The 21,624-nt window shown below is 37.4% G+C and carries 15 protein-coding genes; 2 read left to right on the top strand and 13 right to left on the bottom strand.

Annotated features, from left to right (window positions below; genetic code table 11):
* Positions 1-14: 14 nt before the first annotated feature.
* Positions 15-539, top strand: a complete 525-nt coding sequence (locus HBB17_RS04850) for a peptidylprolyl isomerase (protein ID WP_167956272.1) — start codon at positions 15-17, stop codon at positions 537-539.
* A 138-nt stretch (positions 540-677) separates the two neighbouring features.
* Here HBB17_RS04850 and HBB17_RS04845 read toward each other — a convergent pair whose 3' ends face one another.
* The 6 genes from HBB17_RS04845 to HBB17_RS04820 form a co-directional block, all read right to left on the bottom strand.
* Positions 678-2,348 carry a formate--tetrahydrofolate ligase gene (locus tag HBB17_RS04845; protein WP_167956270.1) on the bottom strand — a complete coding sequence of 557 codons (1,671 nt, stop codon included), beginning with the start codon at positions 2,346-2,348 and terminating at the stop codon, positions 678-680.
* A 41-nt stretch (positions 2,349-2,389) separates the two neighbouring features.
* Positions 2,390-2,566 carry a hypothetical protein gene (locus HBB17_RS04840; RefSeq protein WP_167956268.1) on the bottom strand — a complete coding sequence of 59 codons (177 nt, stop codon included), beginning with the start codon at positions 2,564-2,566 and terminating at the stop codon, positions 2,390-2,392.
* A 226-nt stretch (positions 2,567-2,792) separates the two neighbouring features.
* Complete coding sequence (locus tag HBB17_RS04835; RefSeq protein ID WP_167956266.1) at positions 2,793-3,044, bottom strand: hypothetical protein; 252 nt, start codon at positions 3,042-3,044, stop codon at positions 2,793-2,795.
* Positions 3,045-3,079: 35 nt separating this feature from the next.
* The gene (locus tag HBB17_RS04830) at positions 3,080-4,462 is read right to left on the bottom strand and encodes a DNA polymerase Y family protein (protein ID WP_167956264.1); all 1,383 of its coding nucleotides are present in this window, start codon (positions 4,460-4,462) and stop codon (positions 3,080-3,082) included.
* 352 nt (positions 4,463-4,814) lie between these two features.
* Entirely contained in the window at positions 4,815-5,102 is a 288-nt protein-coding gene (locus HBB17_RS04825) for an ArsR/SmtB family transcription factor (protein WP_238483672.1), read from the bottom strand.
* Positions 5,103-5,174: 72 nt separating this feature from the next.
* Positions 5,175-9,515: a S8 family serine peptidase gene (locus tag HBB17_RS04820; RefSeq protein ID WP_167956263.1), complete on the bottom strand. Its 4,341-nt coding sequence runs from the start codon at positions 9,513-9,515 to the stop codon at positions 5,175-5,177.
* A gap of 539 nt (positions 9,516-10,054) precedes the next feature.
* Between HBB17_RS04820 and HBB17_RS20820 the strand changes: the two genes are divergently transcribed.
* Positions 10,055-14,047, top strand: a complete 3,993-nt coding sequence (locus HBB17_RS20820) for a starch-binding protein (RefSeq protein ID WP_167956261.1) — start codon at positions 10,055-10,057, stop codon at positions 14,045-14,047.
* Between the two features lie 414 nt (positions 14,048-14,461).
* On the opposite strand, the gene HBB17_RS04810 is transcribed toward HBB17_RS20820, so the two are convergent.
* The 7 genes from HBB17_RS04810 to der all read right to left on the bottom strand — a co-directional run bounded on the left by HBB17_RS04810 (position 14,462) and on the right by der (position 21,474).
* The gene (locus HBB17_RS04810) at positions 14,462-15,172 is read right to left on the bottom strand and encodes a hypothetical protein (RefSeq protein ID WP_167956259.1); all 711 of its coding nucleotides are present in this window, start codon (positions 15,170-15,172) and stop codon (positions 14,462-14,464) included.
* Between the two features lie 100 nt (positions 15,173-15,272).
* Positions 15,273-15,893: a hypothetical protein gene (locus HBB17_RS04805; protein WP_167956257.1), complete on the bottom strand. Its 621-nt coding sequence runs from the start codon at positions 15,891-15,893 to the stop codon at positions 15,273-15,275.
* 136 nt (positions 15,894-16,029) lie between these two features.
* Positions 16,030-16,887 carry a hypothetical protein gene (locus HBB17_RS04800; protein WP_167956256.1) on the bottom strand — a complete coding sequence of 286 codons (858 nt, stop codon included), beginning with the start codon at positions 16,885-16,887 and terminating at the stop codon, positions 16,030-16,032.
* A 366-nt stretch (positions 16,888-17,253) separates the two neighbouring features.
* Positions 17,254-17,913 (bottom strand): SOS response-associated peptidase, encoded by a 660-nt coding sequence (locus tag HBB17_RS04795; RefSeq protein WP_238483671.1) that lies wholly within the window; start codon positions 17,911-17,913, stop codon positions 17,254-17,256.
* A 529-nt stretch (positions 17,914-18,442) separates the two neighbouring features.
* Entirely contained in the window at positions 18,443-19,456 is a 1,014-nt protein-coding gene (locus tag HBB17_RS04790) for an NAD(P)H-dependent glycerol-3-phosphate dehydrogenase (RefSeq protein WP_167956254.1), read from the bottom strand.
* Between the two features lie 61 nt (positions 19,457-19,517).
* The gene (gene plsY, locus HBB17_RS04785) at positions 19,518-20,147 is read right to left on the bottom strand and encodes a glycerol-3-phosphate 1-O-acyltransferase PlsY (RefSeq protein ID WP_167956252.1); all 630 of its coding nucleotides are present in this window, start codon (positions 20,145-20,147) and stop codon (positions 19,518-19,520) included.
* Between the two features lies 1 nt (position 20,148).
* A complete protein-coding gene (gene der, locus HBB17_RS04780) occupies positions 20,149-21,474 on the bottom strand; it encodes a ribosome biogenesis GTPase Der (RefSeq protein ID WP_167956251.1) in 1,326 nt (441 codons plus the stop codon).
* Positions 21,475-21,624 lie beyond the last annotated feature (150 nt).

Raw genomic sequence — 21,624 nt, 5'->3', positions numbered from 1 at the left:
AAGAAGGAACAAAAATGGCAGAAAAAAATCCTATCGTTACAATTGAATTAGAAACTGGTGGCATCATTAAAGTTGAACTTTACCCTGAAATCGCACCAAATACCGTTAATAATTTTATCTCTCTAGTGAAAAAAGGGTTCTATAATGGTTTAATCTTCCACCGTGTAATCCGTGGTTTCATGATTCAAGGTGGTTGTCCAGATGGAACAGGAATGGGTGGTCCTGGTTACTCCATCCCTGGTGAATTCTCAATGAATGGTTTTGATAACAGCTTAAAACATACGGAAGGCGTAATCTCAATGGCTCGTTCTCAAATGCCAGATTCTGCAGGATCACAATTCTTCATCATGCATCAGAATTCTCCTCACTTAGATGGAGCATACGCTGCATTCGGAAAAGTTGTAGAAGGTATGGACGTTGTTAATGAAATAGCAGAAACACAAACAGACTATTCTGATCGTCCAACATATGACCAAATCATGAAAACTGTTACTGTCGATACATTCGGTGTAGAATATCCAGAACCAGAAAAATGCTAAGAAAAAGAAGTACCTTTGCGGTTGATATATATCACCGAAAAGGTACTTCTTTTTCATGTTTGGGTGTCAAAAGCCCATATTTAATTTGAAATCCGTCAATCTACACAATTTAAATCCGATAATGTTTGTGTAATCTATTTAGAACAATCCCGTAATAACACCATCTTCATTCACATCAATTCCTTCTGCTGCTGGTTTCTTTGGTAAACCTGGCATTGTCATAACAGTACCTGTAATTGCAACAACAAATCCTGCACCTGCAGATACGTATACTTCACGAATATGAATTGGGAAATTGGTTGGTCTTCCTAATAATGTAGGGTCATCAGATAATGAGTATTGATTCTTTGCCATACAAACTGGCATATTGGTAAATCCTAAGCTTTCAATCTTATCAATCGCTTTTGATGCTTGTACATCATAGGTAACTTCAGAAGCACCGTAGATCTTCTTTGCAATAGTCTCGATTTTTTCTTTAATGGATTTAGAATCTTCATATAGCACTTTGAAGTTGCTTGGTTTTTCTTCAATCGTCTTTATAACCTTCTGTGCTAAATCAATTCCACCTTCTCCACCTTTTTCCCATACTTCGGATAAGGAGAATTCACAACCACGTTCTTCACAGAATTCACGAACAAATGTTAATTCTGCATCAGAATCTGTAACAAAACGGTTTAGCGTTACAACAACAGGAACACCATAATTCTGTAAGTTTTCAATATGTTTCTCTAGATTTACAATACCTGCTTTTAATGCTTCTAAGTTTTCTTCCCCTAGATTTGCTTTTGCCACGCCACCATTATATTTTAAAGCACGAACGGTTGCTACTAATACAACTGCATCTGGTTTTAATCCTGCCATACGACACTTGATGTCAAAGAACTTCTCAGCACCAAGATCTGCACCAAATCCAGCTTCTGTAACAACATAATCTGCTAATTTTAATGCGGTCTTCGTTGCACGAACACTATTACAACCATGCGCAATATTTGCAAATGGTCCACCATGTACGATTGTAGGTGTATGTTCTAATGTTTGAATCAAGTTTGGCTTTAATGCATCTTTTAACAAAGCAGCCATAGAACCAACTGCATTCAGTTCCTTTGCAGTTACTGGGGCACCATCATAGGTATATGCTACAATAATTCTGCCAAGTCTTTCTTTTAAATCCTTCATGTCATCAGCCAGGCAAAGAATTGCCATGATTTCTGATGCAACAGTTATGATAAAGTGGTCTTCCCTTACTGTACCATCTACTTTACGTCCAAGACCAACAACAATATTACGAAGAACACGATCATTCATATCAAGGCATCTCTTCCAAACGATCTGATTTGGATCAATCTGAAGAAGATTTCCTTGTTGGATATGGTTATCCAACATTGCAGCTAATAAGTTGTTCGCAGAAGTAATCGCATGAAAATCACCTGTAAAATGTAGATTCAAATCTTCCATAGGAACAACCTGTGCATATCCACCACCTGCTGCTCCACCTTTAATTCCAAAACATGGTCCTAAGGATGGTTCACGTAATGCAATTACTGCTTTCTTATTCAACTTGCCAAATGCTTCTCCTAGTCCAACAGAAGTTGTCGTTTTTCCCTCTCCAGCCGGCGTTGGATTAATTGCTGTAACCAAGATCAACTTTCCATCTGGACGATCTTTTACTTCGTTCCATAATTCATCTGTGAATTTGGCTTTGTATTTACCATAGAATTCCAAATCATCTTCGCGTATGTCTAATCGTTTTGCTATTTCTTTAATATGTTTCATCTGTGCTTCTTGAGCAATTTGAATATCTGTTTTCATTAATTAGAGCCTCCATCTTCTTATCTTCTAGGTCACAATTTCTATCGAAATTGTTCTCCTAAACGTATACTTCCGTTCCGTATTCCAACTGGTATACTTTTCGTAACCTTTGCAGGCCACTCTTCCTGGCACTGCAAACCAATAAGTTTCTTCCTGCCATTAATTGAAAACACTCTATAAACCATATTCATTATAGCAAAGGATTTTTCCTTTTTCAACTCATTCCCTCATTAGCAAATCTTATGTATTCGTTCACATATACTTATATGATGATGGTATTCGTGTCGAAATGGTATCCGTATCGAAATTCATTCGTATCGAAATGTCATACGTATCATTCGGTATAAAATCCTGTGTTTCTTACTTCACAAGAAAAGACACGTCTTTATGATTCACAAACCATTCAAAAGTAGCCCGATTCGGGCTACTTTTGAAACGTCTACGTTAATGGATCAGCATCCACTTATGTGTATCAATATGGTAGCGCAACTTGATCGTCTGAACAACTTCTCCCATTGGTACACTACAACGAAACAACAGCATGGACATCCCTGCATATTTTTCTTCTTTTACTTGCTCAATCTGATCAATCTTATATGTCTGCAATCCATGCTGACAGTCTTCTAATCGTATATAATTCGGCTTAATCTTCCCAAATGTATTAAAAGTCGCAATCACATCAACCGGAACATTCATATCTTCACCTCATTATAATCCTTTACTTCATTGTTCTACTTTTCTCCCCGTTCTCCTTCTCTTAGCTGCAAGCCTCGGGCAGGGTCAAATGGTTTTCCTTTCTCCTGCTGCTTTGGTAAGGTAATACTTGAAGTACCACCAGACATATGGGATAAGCGACTATTCACAAAATTAGCCCGCTTAATAGAATCCATTCCATATCTCGTACGGATTTGGTCAATAGTTTGATCCAATTTTTCTAATTTTTCTCGTTTCAACATCTTTCTCTCATCATCCATGATTCGATAATCCATCTGCTCACATACTCGATCAGACTCTTTATGCAATCCAAGTTCAAACAAACTAAGCTGTCTCGTTTCCCCTTGCTCTTCAATACGACTCGTATGAATACCAAAATTTCGGAGTGGCTCCCCGTTCCAAAGTTCTTCTAGTAATTTACACGCTGCTTGATGAATCTCATTGGTGAGGTTCGTGGGTTCTAATAATGTCATCTGATGGGATACATGATGGAATTCACAATCAACAATACTTACTGCAACAACACGAATAAATACTTGATCTTTTCTAAGTCGTGCACCTACCGTTTCGCTAAGTGATAACAAAATCAGTCTGGCCGTCTCATTGTCCGTAACATCAAAAGGAATTGTCGTGCTATTGCCATACCCTTTGTTGGCAATGCTCTCTGTTAAAACAAGGCTATCATCAATTCCATTTGCAAAATTATGAATCACCTCTCCATGTTTTTTCAAATTGGTTTTTAGAATTTCTACATCTGCCTTTGCAAGATCTCCAATTGACTTTATTCCCATAGAAAATAATTTCTTTGCGGTTGCTCGCCCTACAAAAAACAATTCCGATACAGGTAATGGCCACATCTTTTTCGCAATCTCATCTGGAAAAAGGGTATGAACAAGATTCGGTTTTTTAAAATCCGATGCCATCTTTGCCAATAACTTATTATTCGATATGCCAATATTCACTGTAAATCCCATCTCTTCGTAGATCCGATCCTTAATGAAATTCGCTACAACAACAGGAGAACCATGCAGCGTAAGCGTCCCCGTCATATCCATATACGCCTCATCTATACTGTACTGTTCTACACAAGGTGTGTATTCTCGTAATAATGCAATAAAAGATTCCGAGCACTGCTTATATAAATCATGTTGTGGCGGAACAATAACCAGATTCGGGCACTTCTTCCTTGCTTCTGCCAAGGATTCCCCCGTTTGAATTCCGTATCTTTTGGCTGGTATCGATTTAGCTAAAACAATTCCATGCCGCTTTTTTTCATCTCCTCCCACGACAGAAGGGATCTCACGCAGATCAGTCTCTTCTCCTAAGATCTGTAAACGATATACTGCCTCCCAACTTAAGAATGCAGAGTTCACATCTATGTGAAAAATAATTCGTTCCATTCTAACTCCACCTCTTGTTTCTATTGTATCAGAACATTTGTTCGATGTAAATAGTTATTTCTGGCAAAAAAACAACCTTCATAACTGCATGGTCTTTGGCTAGACATCTTATGCCTACTGACGACTCACAATTTATGAAGATTGTTTTTTGCTAAATTATTTCCGTTAATTGATTTTGTTTTTTATTTTTACCTTAAAGCTTATCCTGTTTTTCGCCTTGTCATTAAGCCCTCCTATTATATACTTCACTTTGTCATTTTCATCTTTATATAATATACTTGGCTTTGTCATTTAAATCTTTATGATGTACTTCGTTTTATCATCGATTTTTATGTGTACGAATCCGCAATTTCTACTTATCTGTACATAATCTGGAGATAAACTGATCAAATTCTTCCAACGTTTGTTTGTTCAAAGAATAATAACACCTTTTACCATCCTTTCGAATTTCAACTAAAGAGCTTTCACATAGGATTCGCATGTGATGCGATAACGTGGGTTGGGTAATATTGAACTTCTCCAAAATTCTGCAACCGCATTTTTCTCCTTCTGATAACATTTCCATGATTTGTAATCGATTATTATCAGACAGTGCTTTACAAATTAAAGCATATTCCTTCATATCCGTTCTCGCCCCCATATCCAATGTAAACTCCAGTGTTACTCATGTTTGGTATTATAGCCCATGGCTTTGCATCTGTCAATAAAGGTGTTAATTTACCCTAATCTTTTTCGTCACAACTCTAGTTTTTCCATTGTATAATTTGATCGTCACCTTGATCGTTGCGGTACCAGCTTTCTTTGCTTTGATTTTTCCTGTCTGATCCACAGCCGCAACCTTTTCATTCGTTGACCGATAGGTAACTTTTACTGCACCGATCCCTTGGGAAGCTGTTTCATCGGTTAACTTTTTAGTAATCTGCAGACATGCTGGTAGCGTTATTGCAACCTTTGTTGTCTTTCCTTTCTTAATCGTTGCCTTCTTTACTGTTACATTGATTTGATTTGCCAAAGAAGTAATTAACTTATTATCCGCTTTTTCCGTAAGGATGACATAGGAACCGCTAGCAATAACAGGAATGGTTACCTTTCCGTTCACGTCGATCTGTTGGGAATATCCTCCTACGATCGTCTCTAGCTTGTTTTTCTCTTTATTAACATGATAGATATAGACTTTATTTCCTTTTGTAGCACCTTTGACTTTTTCAAATGAAACGCTCAGGCGTCCTTCTACTGGAAGATTCGTCTCTTGTCCCAAAGTAACAACGATCCCATCTGCTTTTATTGTTTTCAATAGTTTAGTAAATGCATCGCTCTTCTTTGCTTCTTCCATATTCAGCAATTGCAGGTCAATCCGAAGATTCGTTTCATTCTCTTTCGCATTCGTAAGATCTTTTGCAGTAAATGACCAATCCGCTAAAATGTTTCCTGTGGCCTCTTTGATGTGAATGAATAAATCCTTACCTGCCTTTTCCAATGCCTCGAAGATTTCTTTTGCTATAACCACCTGGTCTCCACCTTGTTGTTTTATAACATTAATAATTAGCTTCGTATTCTCCTTATTGTTCAGTACGGTCTCCACATCTTTTAATGTGATCGTCGTAGAGGCATCTTTTGCTTCAATCGTGATTTCCTCATCAAGCTTTTCATTCTCTGGTTTCGTATCTGGTGTTTCTGGCATAACATTTCCACCATCATTCTCGTTACCACCTGTTGAAGGCGTTACGATTGCACCTTTTTGCGAGCATACAAAATCCGTTTCATTTCCTGCATAATCACAAATTCGTACTATAAAATTATCCTTTGAAGAGGCAACAAAATCAGTTAAATTGAATTTTAATGTAGATACTGCTGCTCTCATCTTTTCATTTACCAATACCTCTTCCGATACTGCTTTTCCCGATGATTTATTGTATGTAGTGATTACATCACCATTGCTCTTGTGCAATCCTACATATGCCACATACTGATTATCTTTTACTTCACACGTTATATATGTCTTTCCTTCTTCCTTTGTAATTGCTATTTTCTGAAGGACAGGTTTTTCCAAATCAACCGTAATCGGAAACTGCATGCTACTCTTCGCATTATTTTCTGTACCAGAATAAGCAAGAGTGCCATTTACCGTATACATATAGATTTCATTATTCAAGGCACCTTCTGCTGTCCAATTAATTTCTTCATACGTTGGATAGATTGCACTATTGTAATAAGAAGACTTGGTGTCAAATTCCCAGCTATTGTTATACACGTCATTTCCTGATGAAGTAGTAATCTGCGTATTCATATTTCGTGCATTTCGTAATAAACTTAGCCTTGAAGCATATAACGTATCGTGGAATCCATCTCCATTTGGCGAGATTGCAATCTTATTCGGATCTAATTGTAGCATTGCATTCTGATAATAGTATTTATAATCGTATGCATTGTAGCCAGCCCCAAGTAATGTATATGCCCACTCATCATATGGATTAACACCTAACAGATGTTGTCCATCATCAGAAAGAAGGAAACTGGAGGTTTGTTGATACATGCTCTGTTCTCCCGAACCATATAAATTGTTATCATAGATGGTAGACTGATCCATTAATGGTGCCTTCTCCCATTCTCCATAGAATCCCATGAAAGGAATCGATAATTCTTTTGCACCTTCTCCATTCGTTAAGAAGATAAATCCTTCTACGAATTCTCCATTGGCAAAATTGGATTCCATCTCTTGTTTGATCGTATCTGATAATGTAATCGTCACATGAACGGTGGCCTTCTCATTGGCTCCCAATTCTACCTTCGTTCCTTCCATACCATTTATGGTATATTGCACATCCACGCCATAAGAGATATCTTTTGCTTGCTCCTTTATGTAGCCCTCTTCCTCTTGTTCCGTTAAGGCAACCGCCTCTAAATCATAACTAATTGCTCCTCCAGTTGCAGATTGAACAATAAAATCAGTTTCATATACGCCGACTGTATTATCACTTAGCTCCAATTTGGGACGGTTATAGCTTTCTCCATCGTCAACATATAGGTACGCTGGCGTAGTAATCGCATTGCCTACTTGAACAAGACCACTTCCCTGTTTTCTAGGACTGTAGTATACGTCATTTTCATCTTTTAATGGTGTTGCCGTACTCATCAAAAGCTGATTTGCAAGTTCTGCTTTTTCTTCTGGACTACTACTTAACCCATTCTCCTCAATATACTGTCTTACTAAAGCGAAGGAACCTGCTATGTGAGGTGCAGCCATTGATGTACCCGACATCGTCCCATAGGAATTGCTAAATGGCATTGAAGAATAGATATTCTCTCCTGGTGCTGTAATCTCTGGCTTTAATTTCAAATCAGGCGTCACTCCCCAAGAAGAGAAATCCGACATTTTCTTTGCATTATCAACATTATCAAAATGCCCAATTTCTTTCTTGATGGTAACGGTTTTGTCAACAGACGAAATTAGCCCTTCTCCTGCAAGCTCTGTAATTCCTACAGCAGGAATACGATAGTCCTCTATGGACATATTGATTGTCCCTTCTTGATTATTATAGATCATGATTGCAATTGCACCTGCATCGGCTGCATATTGAACCTTCTCTGTAAACGTAATAGAGCCTCTGCTTACAACTGCAATTTTTCCAAAAACATCAATTCCAGCATAATCTGCTTCTTCTCCATAGTTCGGGATTATCTCAAAGGACATGTTTGTCCCTGTTCCCTCACTATCTAAATCTTGCAATTTCGGTTGACTTGCTGTTGCTGTTTCTGTATAGGTGATCATCTGGCTATTCCATTCAAAGTAATTAGCGAAATATCCTGTGTTCACACAACTTGCTACGGAAGTAGATGCACAATAGGTAGAAGGAGAACCAACAACAGAGGTATCTGGATTCGATGTAAATGCACCACCTGCTTCATTCTCATATGTACTACTATAAGAATTGCCTGCAGATACCGACAGATTGATTCCCGCTTCTATGATACTGTCATAGACCTGTTGAATGCCTTCTTCCTCTCCTACTGAATAGCCACTGGAGGAACCAAGACTCATATTGATTACATCTGCCTCTAGCTTTACTGCATCCTCCAAACCAGCAAGTATATTCTCCGTGCTTGCCCCATTCTCTGCATCGGAGAATACTTTCATGATCAGCAACTGTGCTTGTGGTGCGACCCCTTGCAAATTAGGTGCATTCCCTGCTACGGTACCCGCCACATGGGTTCCATGCGCATTTCCGTACAATTCAACAGCTTCTTCCGATGGAGTAACCTCCGCATCCTTATCCGCATAATCATAAGAAAAAGGTACTTTCTCATTCACATATGCGCCATTCGCGATTGGATTCACACTTTCCTTCTTTTCCTGTATTATATTCTTCGTAATCTTCGCACCTGACACAGCTTGTGTAAATGCTTCATGGTTGGTATCTAATCCTGTGTCCAGTATTGCAACTGCAATCCCTTCTCCATTATAGTTTAGCGTATGAGCTACATCAGTCTGAATCAATGGATTACTTGTTACCATATTCGGATCAATGCAATCGTAGGTTCTTGCTACATATGCACTTTTTACCCCAGCCATATTCTGTATCTTCTCTAATTCTCCATATGTGGTTCTAATAGCAAAACCATTCATTACTGCTGTATAATGATACAACACATCGGCTTGCACCGTATCTGATGTCTCCTGTTTCTGAATGTCCTCAATAACGTCTTTTTGCGCCTCTAGCATCTGTTTACTTGACTTCTGTGCACCGTCTGATTCCAAATATGCATTTACATCGGTATAATACTGCTTTTCCCTCGTTGAACTTGTCCCATTATATTGATCCAATAATGATTGTTCCTCTAGTTCAACGATCACCGTAACTTCTTCTTCCGCTTGATATCCTTGGCTCTCCAATGGATTTTGCGTTAACGATTGTTTCTCTTTCGTTGTTTGATCAAATGGCAACTCCTTTCCATTATTTGACGCTCCCATTGTGGCATTAACCAACGTTGAAGGGACCATACTTGTAACGATCATTGTTGCTGCCATTACAATGGCTAACCATCTTTTACGCATTACTCCTCACTCCTATTCTTTTCTTGTTACTGGTTAGGGTGTCAAAAGCCCTTGGCTTTTGCTACCTTAATCTGTTACTAGTTCTACATCAACTTGTTCAAAATATGCTACTATACATATATATGCTTGTTCGATGGGATTTACCCCACTAAAGTAACAACGTAGATTATTTTTAGACATATAGTCCTTTCCATACATTGGTTGTCTATATATCTTTGGTATAATCCACAAAATTTTCGAAAAGTTTAGGAGTTGTTGATATATACATACAAATAATGTAAATGATATACTATTCTTACAATATCTGTAAATTTCTCAAATTTTCAGATATTGTATTAAGCAAAGTGTACTTCGTACAATCTTGCGTTAATAATAGCTTCAAAGTACACTTTGTTCTCCGCGCCGAGCACAGTCAGCTTCAGCTGACATCTACCTTATGTGCGAGTGCGTCTCCCCCGGAGGGTTTCTATACTAGAAAAGTCTTTCCTAGTATAGAAAAAAGCGTAAACACACAAACAATTAAAAGGAGGTGCTTACACATGAAGAAAAAAGAGAGAAAGATAAAACGATTCTCTCCAATGATTGCCTGCATGCTTATCTTAAGTTTCGTATTCACGATGGCGTCACCACGCAGTATATTACAGCAGAATACGATGCAAAAGCAAGCAAAGGCAGCAACAACAATGACTACAACAACGACAGCGACGACGGCAACAACGACGAAAACTGGTGCAGATACATTTTCTTGGGACAATGCAAATGTTTATTTCCTATTAACGGACCGATTCAACAACGGCGATCCAACCAATGACCACTCCTATAACAGAGGACTTGATGAATATGGTAATGTTATCAATTATGCTGATACGAGTGCGACTTTTCATGGTGGTGATTTCGTTGGAATCACAGAAAAAATCGAAGAAGGTTATTTTACGAATCTCGGTGTGAATGCATTATGGATCAGTGCTCCCTATGAACAGATTCATGGATATGTTGTAGGAAGCGATGCTTCTGATAGTTTCGCCCATTATGCATATCATGGATACTATGTATCCGATTATACGGGGACGGATGCGAATTTTGGTACAGCGGAAGAATTTCAAGAGTTAGTGGATACGGCACATGAAAACGGGATAAGAGTTATTATTGATATCGTAATGAATCATGCAGGCTACAATACGATTTATGATATGGCGGAATATGATTATGGTACTCTTTTAGATGGTTGGGAAGATACTTATTATCAAAGCGCAGGCATCAATAATACGTCCTATCATAGTTTCATTGATTACACATCTTCTACAACCGATTGGGCGAAATGGTGGGGCCCTAATTGGGTAAGATGTGGTACTGCTGGATATGATGAAGGTGGTTCCACGAATACAACCATGTCTTTATCGGGTTTACCAGATTTCAAAACAGAATCTACCAATTCTGTTCGTATTCCAAGTATTCTTCAAACAAAATGGACAAGAGAAGGACGATATGCTACCGAAATGGCGGCACTCTCTTCCTATCTCAGTGAACATGCGATGGCAATGACACCAACCAATGTTCTTACCTATTGGTTACAGTCATGGGTTCGAGAATATGGAATTGATGGATTCCGTTGTGATACTGCGAAGCATGTTGATCTTGAATCTTGGGCTACCTTGAAAAAAGCCTGTGTTGAAGCATTACAGGAGTGGAAAGCAGAGAATCCAGAGAAAGCGTTGGATAACTTAGATTTCTGGATGACCGGAGAAGTATGGGATCATGGTGTTTACAAAGATGAATACTATACAGCGGGTGGTTTTGACTCCATCATAAACTTTAATACACAAGGTGGAGGTGTACTAGCTAAGAGCACTGTCGCAGCTACCTACCAATCGTATGCTGATTCCATTAATAGTGATCCTGATTTTAATGTATTATCGTATATCTCCTCTCATGATAGTGTATTAACAAGAGGAAATTCCATCTATATGGGTTCCGCATTCCTGATGCTTCCAGGTGCCGTACAGATATTCTACGGGGATGAAACCGATCGTAAAGTAGATGATACCGCCTCCACCAATGGTGATCATGAAGTTCGAAGTGATATGAACTGGGATGACATGAATACCGATACGTTAGCACATTGGCAGAAAGTTGGTACATTCCGTAATAATCACATTGCGGTAGGTGCTGGTGCCAATGCTTCCCTTACATCGGATGATGGTGTGGCATTCTCAAGAATATATAACAGTAATTCCATTTCTGATCAGATTGCTGCTTGTATCGGTTGTACAAGCAATACCAATGTAACAATTGATGTTTCTTCTCTCTGGGAAGATGGACAAACACTTGTAAATGCCTATACATATACAACTGCTACTGTTACCAATGGTACCGTTACCTTTAACAGTGGGAAAAATGGAACTATATTAATAGAAGAGCCTGATGGAAAGCCCTTAATCTCCGTTACTGGTAACGCGAAGTTCCATAATACAGAAGATGTAACAATCGGTATCACAGATGCTGACTATGCAATCGTATCGATTGATGGTGCTAAGAAATTCCTTGCATACGATGGTGATACATTTACAATCGGCGAAACGGCTTATGAGGGCGATACCGTAAATGTTATGGTAGAAGCCACCAACGCAAATGGCACAAGAAATGCAACCTACACATTCTACAAAGCATATGCCAGTGAAAGTCTTGAACCCGATACTTCTACCGAATATAATGGGATTCTATATGTAAAATCATATGATGGGTCTGCACCTTACGTATATGCCTGGAAAGATACAAGCACAGCACTTACTGGTGCTTGGCCAGGAACACAGATGACCGAAATGAATGAGGACGGCTACTATGTCATGGATCTTGGTACCACTGCTACCTACAATGTTGTACTTAATAATGGAAGTGGTACACAAAGCAGTGATATCTCAAATCTCGAAGGAAGCGTCTGGATTGAACTTACCTCTTCAAATTATGCATATGATATTGTAGCAAGGGAAGTGGAAGCAGAGACAACACCAATCACCTTCTATGTTGATAGTTATACTAATGCTGCTCCTTACTTATATATCTGGGATTCCGATGGGAATACCTATAATGGTTCTTTCCCAGGAAAAGCTTTAACAGAAATGACAACGGATGGTTTCTATACGCTTACCATTGATTCCTATTCTTCCTCTGTTAATTGTATTGTAAGTTACGGAGGTAATACAACGCAGTCCGATAATATAACAGGGATTACAGATGAAGTATGGATTACGCTAACGTCTTCTGATTGCAGTACCTACGATGTGGTAAAATCATCAACAGCAGATTCCTATTATGATACGTTGAAGAAAGAAACAAGAGAAACGAAGAATATGACAGCAGAAAATTATACAGACGAAACATTTTCCGTGCTCTATTCTTATGTTGAACCCGCAGATGCATTAATCGCATTAGGGGAAGAGAACGCTGCTGAAGCGGATTTAATTGAAATGATTCAGGCAATTCAAACGGCACAGGCGGGTCTTGTCGTAGTTAAGCCAACCGTATCTGGTATTCTGGAAGGAAGTACCTGTATCTATGGTACCGCAGCATATGGAAGCGATGTGACACTCACAATCGGAAGCACTGTCTATACAACGAATGCAGATGACCTTACGGGTGAATACTCCGTTACGGTAGATGCTTTAGCACTTACGGACACGGTTTTGGTTACTTGTTCTTTGGGAGATAACTCCTCTAATACGTATACGTATAATGTAGATCCTAATAACAATGCAGAGGTAACTAGTGTAACACTTAATGAATCAGATGTAACTGTCGCTTTAGGTAACACAACAACCTTAACTGCAACCGTATTACCAAGCAATGCAGCGGATCGATCCATAACTTGGACAACCAGTGATCCTTTCGTTGCTTCTGTATCCAGTGGTATTGTAACTGGTATTGCAGAAGGAACCGCAACTATCACAGCTATCACCTCGAATGGTTTAACTGCAACAGTGGCAGTGACAGTGACGGTTATGACAGAAGAGATTGCTGTGACAAGTATTACCCTTAATCAATCAACCACAACATTAGTTGTAGGCGATACTGCAACATTAATCGCAACCATATTACCGAGCAATGCAACGGATCAATCCGTAACTTGGACCACCAGTGATTCTTCTGTTGCTTCTGTATCCCATGGTGTTGTATCAGGTATTGCAGAAGGAACCGCAACAATCACAGCTACAACCTCGAATGGTTTAACTGCAACAGTGGCAGTCACGGTAACTGTAGAAACAAGTTATATGTACTTTGAAAAGCCTTCTTCTTGGGGCACAACAATATATGCCTATATATGGAATGATGATGTTACCTATACGAATGCTTCATGGCCAGGGGTTGTAACAACCTGTAACAAATCCGGCATATATGTCATTGAATGGCCAACAGATTATACCGGTACAGACCTTAATATAATCTTTACCGATAGAACACATCAAACCGCTGACTTAGAAGCAATCAAGAATGGGTATTATACAAGCAGTGGATATAGTTATACTGTAGTGGATTAACACAAACTTCATACGATACGATTAAATCTAGCATAGATGTCTGCTATATTCATGGTTGGAACTGGCGAAACACTTCAACATTGTATTGACTACATGTGAAGCCAACGAAAGCTCGTTTTCCATTGAATATAGCGAACATCTGCTGGAAGGGAAACGTAATTCTGCTATAGAAGTTTCTTCCCATTAATTATCATTTGTTTGCTCATATTCCTTCCATTATATATATTGTGGTTAATTTGATTACTATATTCAATTATAGTTTTATAATATCATTTTCGATATATGAAAAATAAAGAATATATCAGCTATAAATAATACAATAATACTTTAGTACAAGTTCTTTTCATATTCCCCTCCAAAAACACGAATAGCTTTCTTATTATGATTGTAAATCATACATTGAAAATCTATCAATTATTTAAAATCTATAAATATATCGTTATAATTTTTTTCATCTCTTGTAATAACTAATTGCTTATCTACTACATAGAACGATGGTTTTGCCTTTATGTACGAATACATATAATCATATACATACGGATCTGTTATATACATTTTCTCAAGATATTCCTTTTCAGATATGGAGGAAAGTTCTATAATTTCATCGGCCTCATCTGTATCTATCGGAGGTGATACTTCATTACCATAATCATAATTTGTTAATTCTTCTTTTAAACGATCCACCTCCTTTACTATATCATCTAAATAAACCCTATCTCCCGTTTTCAAGTCAATGGTTATTCCAAAACGAATAAAATCACTTTCAAATTCTTCACCATTAGAATTTTTTGATTCAACCGTATAACATATTGATAAATATTTTGAAGTTTTACATTTTACAGAGATTTTGCTTTTCTCCAACCATTTACAATTTACATTTATCCATTCCGTTATTGATTCCTTGAGTGTTTGATTTATCTTATCTTCTAAACGATCATTGCCCAAACCAGATATTTGTACATAATTTACTATGAACGGCTTGTCCTCCTCGTTATAAGCAGTGTATTCATTTTCATATATGTGATAATTACTTATACTATTATATTTATTCCTGTTTTTTGAGCTACATCCTATAAAAATCAAGATCATAACAGCAGATAAAAACACAAATATAGATTTTTTCATACTGACAAACTCCTTCTCTAGTCACTGTATCAACACTATTATTAGATAAGCTAATCTCCGTTTTTCTTTAGATTTTTATTAGTATCGCGATGCATTTCTACTAGTAAAGTACTTGTAGTTCAATAGAATCCCTTTCTGCACCATATCCACTTCTATAATTTATAAGTCCTTTCTCTTTTTCCCATGTAAAAGACTCGTAATATCCTGTAGATACTTGATTATTATATGCGTGATACTCCCGTTTTTCTCCGTTTATTACCATATACTGATGGTATCCTTGTTCATCTTTGCCTAGTACATCTTTTATCTCCTTATCTTGGCATACTATTATACTATCACTTGGTAATTCTTCACTTGTTTTTATTTTCCTTAGATTTTCTTCAGTTGGTACGATCTTATATATCTTATCTTCTTGTACATAAAAATAGCCTAGACTCAAACGTTCACTCGGAACATTCTCAATAGGATCAAGTTTTAACTCATATAACTTTCCCTTCTTAAGATTAGCCAATTCATAAATATTCAATTTTACATCTTTTTCAATGATATCATCACCTAAGAATTTCATACTACAATTCACTTGTGTTATATTTCCAAAAAAATAAGTATTACTTTCAATATATGTTTCAGCATTATGATGATTTGTTTTACTTACGAATATTGAATACCCCGAAATTACTATCAATACAATTATTATTAATAATGTCAAACGCTTTCTCATTTACATCGTCCTCTTCTTCCCCTCGATAAAAGGATAATCAAAGTTTTATTAATAGTTTACTTATGCTTTGCTTCTGATTAACTCTATAGTCTTCATCACTACCTCTATACTTTGAACAGCATGTCTATTCAGTATATCAGTTTATATCGAGATTGCTATTATAAAACAAACCATCATCCCTTTGATAGAAAATCCACTCAATATTTTCAATATAAGAGTCTTCAAAAGCTGTAACTATCTTAATATCTTCTAATCCGTCCCCATTTATATCCTTTATTGAAACTTCTATAATCTTAGTGCCAGTTTGAAACGATGCTTGAAACTCATAAAAAATATCATCATACTCATTTGTTAAATAAGCAGCTGGATAAAACCGATCACCATGATTCACTTCTCCAGAAACAAAATTAACACTTCCCCATGAATTTATCTTTTTTTCAAAGGAATACTCTTTAAGGGGTATAAAATCTTCAAGATCTGTAAGGTTGTATGGTCTAAAATGATAATTTCCATCTAGAGATAAGTCTTTATATGCCGATCCTTTATCCGTATATTCTATTGTCACTTCTATCTCATCGTTTTCTTTAAATATTAATGTAACATTTCCTTCATTCCCGTCTTGATCACTAAACTTACATTCAGCAATACCATTATTAACTGTCCCAGTTAAATCTCCTAAATTAGTTGTAGAATCAAAAGAATAGAAGTAAAATTCCGGCTCCGCTATTGAACCCGTTGATAATTTTCCTTCAATAACACCGTCTTCTATTCTAGAGATGAAAAAAGAAAAATAATTATATCCCCCTCCAGCCCAATTTTTCATAACCCATATCTTTTTAAGATACTGATTATAATCAATTACCTTACTGCTATCCTCCGAAGGCATTACTCGCGTAATATCAGGCTTACTTTTTATGTTGTTGCACCCTATCACAATGATCGTAAAGATTAAAATACTGATTATTGAAACAATGGTTAACTTAACTTTTTTCATTAATATAACTCCCTTAGCATTTGGTCACCTATTTATTCTATTTTGTAACATTATTTTACTTTTTAAGACTGATAGCGTATATGGGCATTATTTACCACATTTTGTTCTACTTTGTGTTTTTAGTCTTAATGAATCATATATTCCTAACCTTACATTCAATTTGCATTCAATTTCTTATTCTCGTCTTGCTCTCTATCCTCTATATTTCTGTAATATTAGAATAAGTTCCACGTTCTCTTTCAAGAGTTCTTTTGATTACATACAAAAACTTCAGGAACAAAGCATCAAACGTAGATCTGGTATATCTACTCCTGACACTTCATCCCTGAAGTTTTATAAAGTAACGAATGTAACATAATTTCTTCACTAAAAGATTAATTTCTGTTGGTAATACAATGCTTTTTTATCTAATACTGTTGGTACAGAATGAAGGATTTCACTCGTCTTTTGGTCATTCCATATCCAATGCGGAATCATCTCTTCATCCAAGATTAGTGGCATTCGATCATGTATGTTTTTCATCGATTCATTCGCCGCCGTCGTAACGATGACAAATTGACTCTGCTCCTCATCATAACGATACAAACCAGCCATATATAAGGACTTCTTATGGGGTACTGTAAAGTATATCTTGTTCTTATCAGAATCCCATTCATAGAAACCTGCTGCTGGTACAACACACCTTCTACTTTTTACGCTTTCACGAAACGTCCGTTTCTCCAATGCCGTTTCCGCTCTGGCATTAATCAATACCCCTTTTCCTGTTGGAGCAGGGAATCCCCACTTTGCTAATAAAAGCTGAACACCTTTTTGTGTTACTCCATTCTGATTACCAGAAGCAATATCAGAAACCAAGATCGGGACTTGATTGGTAGGGAATATCTCTCCCTTCGTATCAATGGTCTGCATCTGCTTTCCCCGACTCCATCTCGCATCCAGATGTTCTAATAACTTACGAATTTCCTTTGCAGTTTCATCATCTACATAATATCTACCACACATACTCACTGTTAATCCAATCGTCATCCATAGTGACTCGATTGTCTCCTTTCTCGCAGATTCTAAGTATATTATAAAATGTACTTCGCACTTTTGCGTTAATAACAACTCCAAAGTACACTTCACCACGCCTAGCACAGTCAGTTTCAGCTGACATCTACCTTATGCGTATTCCTTGGAAGGTTTACCTAATAGGGAATTCGGAGGACTTTCCTATTAGGGTTTGGGTGTCAAAAGCCCTTAGCAAAACTATTTTTGTCAATTTGCACAAACAGTAACTTATCACATGTAATGCAGGACATAGTTTGATGAGCAATTGTATGAAGTCGTTGGTACTTTGGCTCTGTAGTTTAGAGCCTTATGTACCACTACGAACTTCAGCGGGGCGGGAGCGTGCCCGGAATGAACTATGTCCTGTATTACATGCTAGGTAAACTTAAACTGTGCAAATTGACGAACCTCAAATTTAATATAGGCTTTTGACACCCAAATCCTATTATAAAAAGACGTTATGAAACCTCACTTCATTCAGTCGATTCCATAACGTCTTCCTTGTTTATTTTTCCCATTCAAGATCAGAATATTCTCTTCTCTTATCACGTAATAACAGATCCATTACTGCTTCTTTTGCTGATTTATCTTCAAATAATACTTTGTTGACCTGTTCAACGATTGGCATAGAAACATCGTATTTCTTTGCTAAAGCCAATGCTGCTTTTGCAGAATATACACCTTCTACAACCTGTTTTACTTCATCCATAGCAGCTTTCATTGTATAACCTTGTCCCATAAGATAACCGGCATTTCTATTACGGCTATGCTTACTTGTACATGTTACGATCAAATCTCCTACCCCAGATAAACCTGCGAAGGTTTCCATTCTGCCACCCATGGCAATACCAAGACGGCTCATCTCTGCGATCCCTCTTGTGATCAATGCTGCTTTTGTGTTATCTCCATAACCTAATCCATCAGCAACACCTGCTGCTAATGCAATGACATTCTTTAAGGAACCACCAAGTTCAATTCCTACAATGTCTGGACTGGTATAGACACGAAATCTCTCATTCATGAATATCCCTTGAATAAAATATGCGGTGTCCTTCGAATGCGCTCCTACGACACAAGTAGTTGGAATACCTCTACTTACTTCTTCCGCATGGCTTGGGCCAGATAGAACGGCAACATCCGCATGGTTTAATTCTTCCTCTATAATCTCGCATAAAGTCATCAAAGTAGTTTCTTCAATACCTTTTGCAACGTTTACTACCATTTGTCCTTCTTTAATATATGGTGCTGCAAGCTTCGCTGTTGAACGAACAAATGGAGAAGCTACTGCAAAAACAATCAATTCTGGATTTTCACATGCATAGGAAAGATCCCCAGTAATTTCAATATTCGTAGGTAACTTAATACCTGGTAACTTATCAACTTGTTCTCGATGTGTCTGTAACATCTCAATCTCAGGTTGTAAAACTGACCATAAGATTACATCATGTCCGTTATTTGCTAATACAATAGACAGTGCTGTCCCCCAGCTACCTGCTCCTAATACCGTAACCTTACTCATTTATCAAAATACCTCCCGGTTATTTAGTCATTTCCTTTATGGAACGCAACGATCTGTGTTCTTATTTTACATCTACTTTTTGCCCTAATTTATTCTCTGTTCCATTCAACAACCGCTTAATATTTCCTTTGTGTTTGTAAAAAGCGGAGGCAGTGAACAGAAGGCTAACGATTAGCATATGTAGAAACTGTGGATTACCACGATAGAACAAGATAACACCCACTGGGAATATGATAGATACAAGTAATGATCCCACGGATACATATCTCGTGATCGCAGTAATAATCACAAAACCACATAATGCAATCAAAGCGAGTCTCCAGTCAAATGCCAAGATAACACCGCCTGTGGCAGCAATACCCTTTCCTCCTTTAAAGTGTAACCAGAAAGGGTAATTGTGACCAAGGATAACACCGAGTCCTGTATATAATGCCAACAATTGAGGCTCAATATCAGAATTTTGAAACAAAAAGAATCGAATAATTAAGATTGGTATCAGTGCCTTGAATGCATCTCCAATGAACGTAATTACACCTGCTTTTATCCCTAAAGTACGAAGCGCATTGGTCGTTCCTGCATTGCCGCTACCATAATCTCTAATATCTATATTATTTGCCTTACCAACTATATATCCAGTTGAGATACACCCACATAAATACCCAATGCACAAGCAAATCAATATATGACTCATTCTACTCTTTCTCCTTTCTTTCTCGAATGATGAATTTCAAAGATGTTCCAGAGAAACCAAATGCATCTCTGATCTTATTCTCAATATATCTTGTGTAAGAATAATGCATCAATTGCTTATCATTCACAAAGATTACAAAAGTAGGTGGTTTGATTGCCACTTGTGTAATATAGTACAGTTTTAAACGTTTTCCTTTATCAGAAGGTGGTTGCTGCATCGCAACTGCTTCCATTAAGATTTCGTTTAACACACCCGTTGCAATACGTAGTGCATGATTTTGTATAACAACATCCATTATATCAAAGATTTTATTCACTCTTTGTCCTGTTTTCGCGGAGATAAATACGATTTCTGCATATGGAATAAAGGATAAGATTTCACGGATTCTCTTCGTATGTTCATAGATTGTCTTGTCAGTTTTTTCAATAGAATCCCACTTATTCACTGCAATAATGATTCCTTTTCCACGTTCATGGGCAATACCAGCGATTTTTGCATCTTGTTCTGTTACTCCCTCACTGGCATCAATTACCACAATGACCACATCCGCTCGTTCTACAGCTGTAACAGTACGGATGATACTGTATCGTTCCAGTTCTTCTTTGATTTTATTCTTTCTACGAAGTCCTGCGGTATCAATAAATACATATTCTTTGTCCTGCCAAGTAATGGCGGTATCAATTGCATCACGAGTGGTACCTGCAATATCCGATACGATTACTCGTTCTTCTCCTACTAAACGGTTGATAATGGAAGATTTACCAACATTCGGCTTTCCGACAATTGCTACTCTTGGACGTTCATCTTCCACTTCTTCTGCTTCTTCTTGTGGGAAATACTTCACAACTTCATCTAACATATCCCCAATTCCAAGACGAGATGCTGCAGAAACTGGCATTGGATCTCCAATTCCAAGATTATAGAATTCATAGACATCTGCCATGAATTTTTGGAAGCTATCCACTTTATTTACAACTAATATAACTGGTTTTCCTGATTTTCTTAACATATCAGCAACCTTAAAATCAGAATCCACAACACCTTGTCGTACATCTGTTATAAATAAAATGATATCTGCTGTCTCTATGGCAATCTCTGCTTGTGTACGCATATGCTTTAACATCAGATCCTTGCTTTCTGGTTCAATACCACCGGTATCAATCATCGTAAACTGATAATTTAACCAAGTAACATCTGCATATATTCGATCTCTCGTTACACCAGGATAGTCTTTCACGATGGAAATCTTTTCCCCTGCGAGAGCATTAAACAATGTAGATTTTCCTACGTTTGGACGACCTACAATCGCTACAATTGGCTTACTCATTTTTCTTTCTCCTTACCATTCTGGGTAGTGTCAAATTTTACTACCTTTTTTATTGTATAAACCTCGATTTTATGGGAGTTTGCAATAAAAAGAGCAATGACCTCCCTTTTTGAAGTATAATGTAGTCACCACAACAAACAAAATACGAAA

The organism is Anaerosporobacter faecicola (assembly GCF_012070565.1).
In the GTDB taxonomy this organism is placed as follows: domain Bacteria; phylum Bacillota; class Clostridia; order Lachnospirales; family Lachnospiraceae; genus Anaerosporobacter; species Anaerosporobacter faecicola.
The sequence above is the reverse complement of the archived record's forward strand: the minus strand, read 5'-3'. Positions and strand labels throughout refer to the sequence as shown.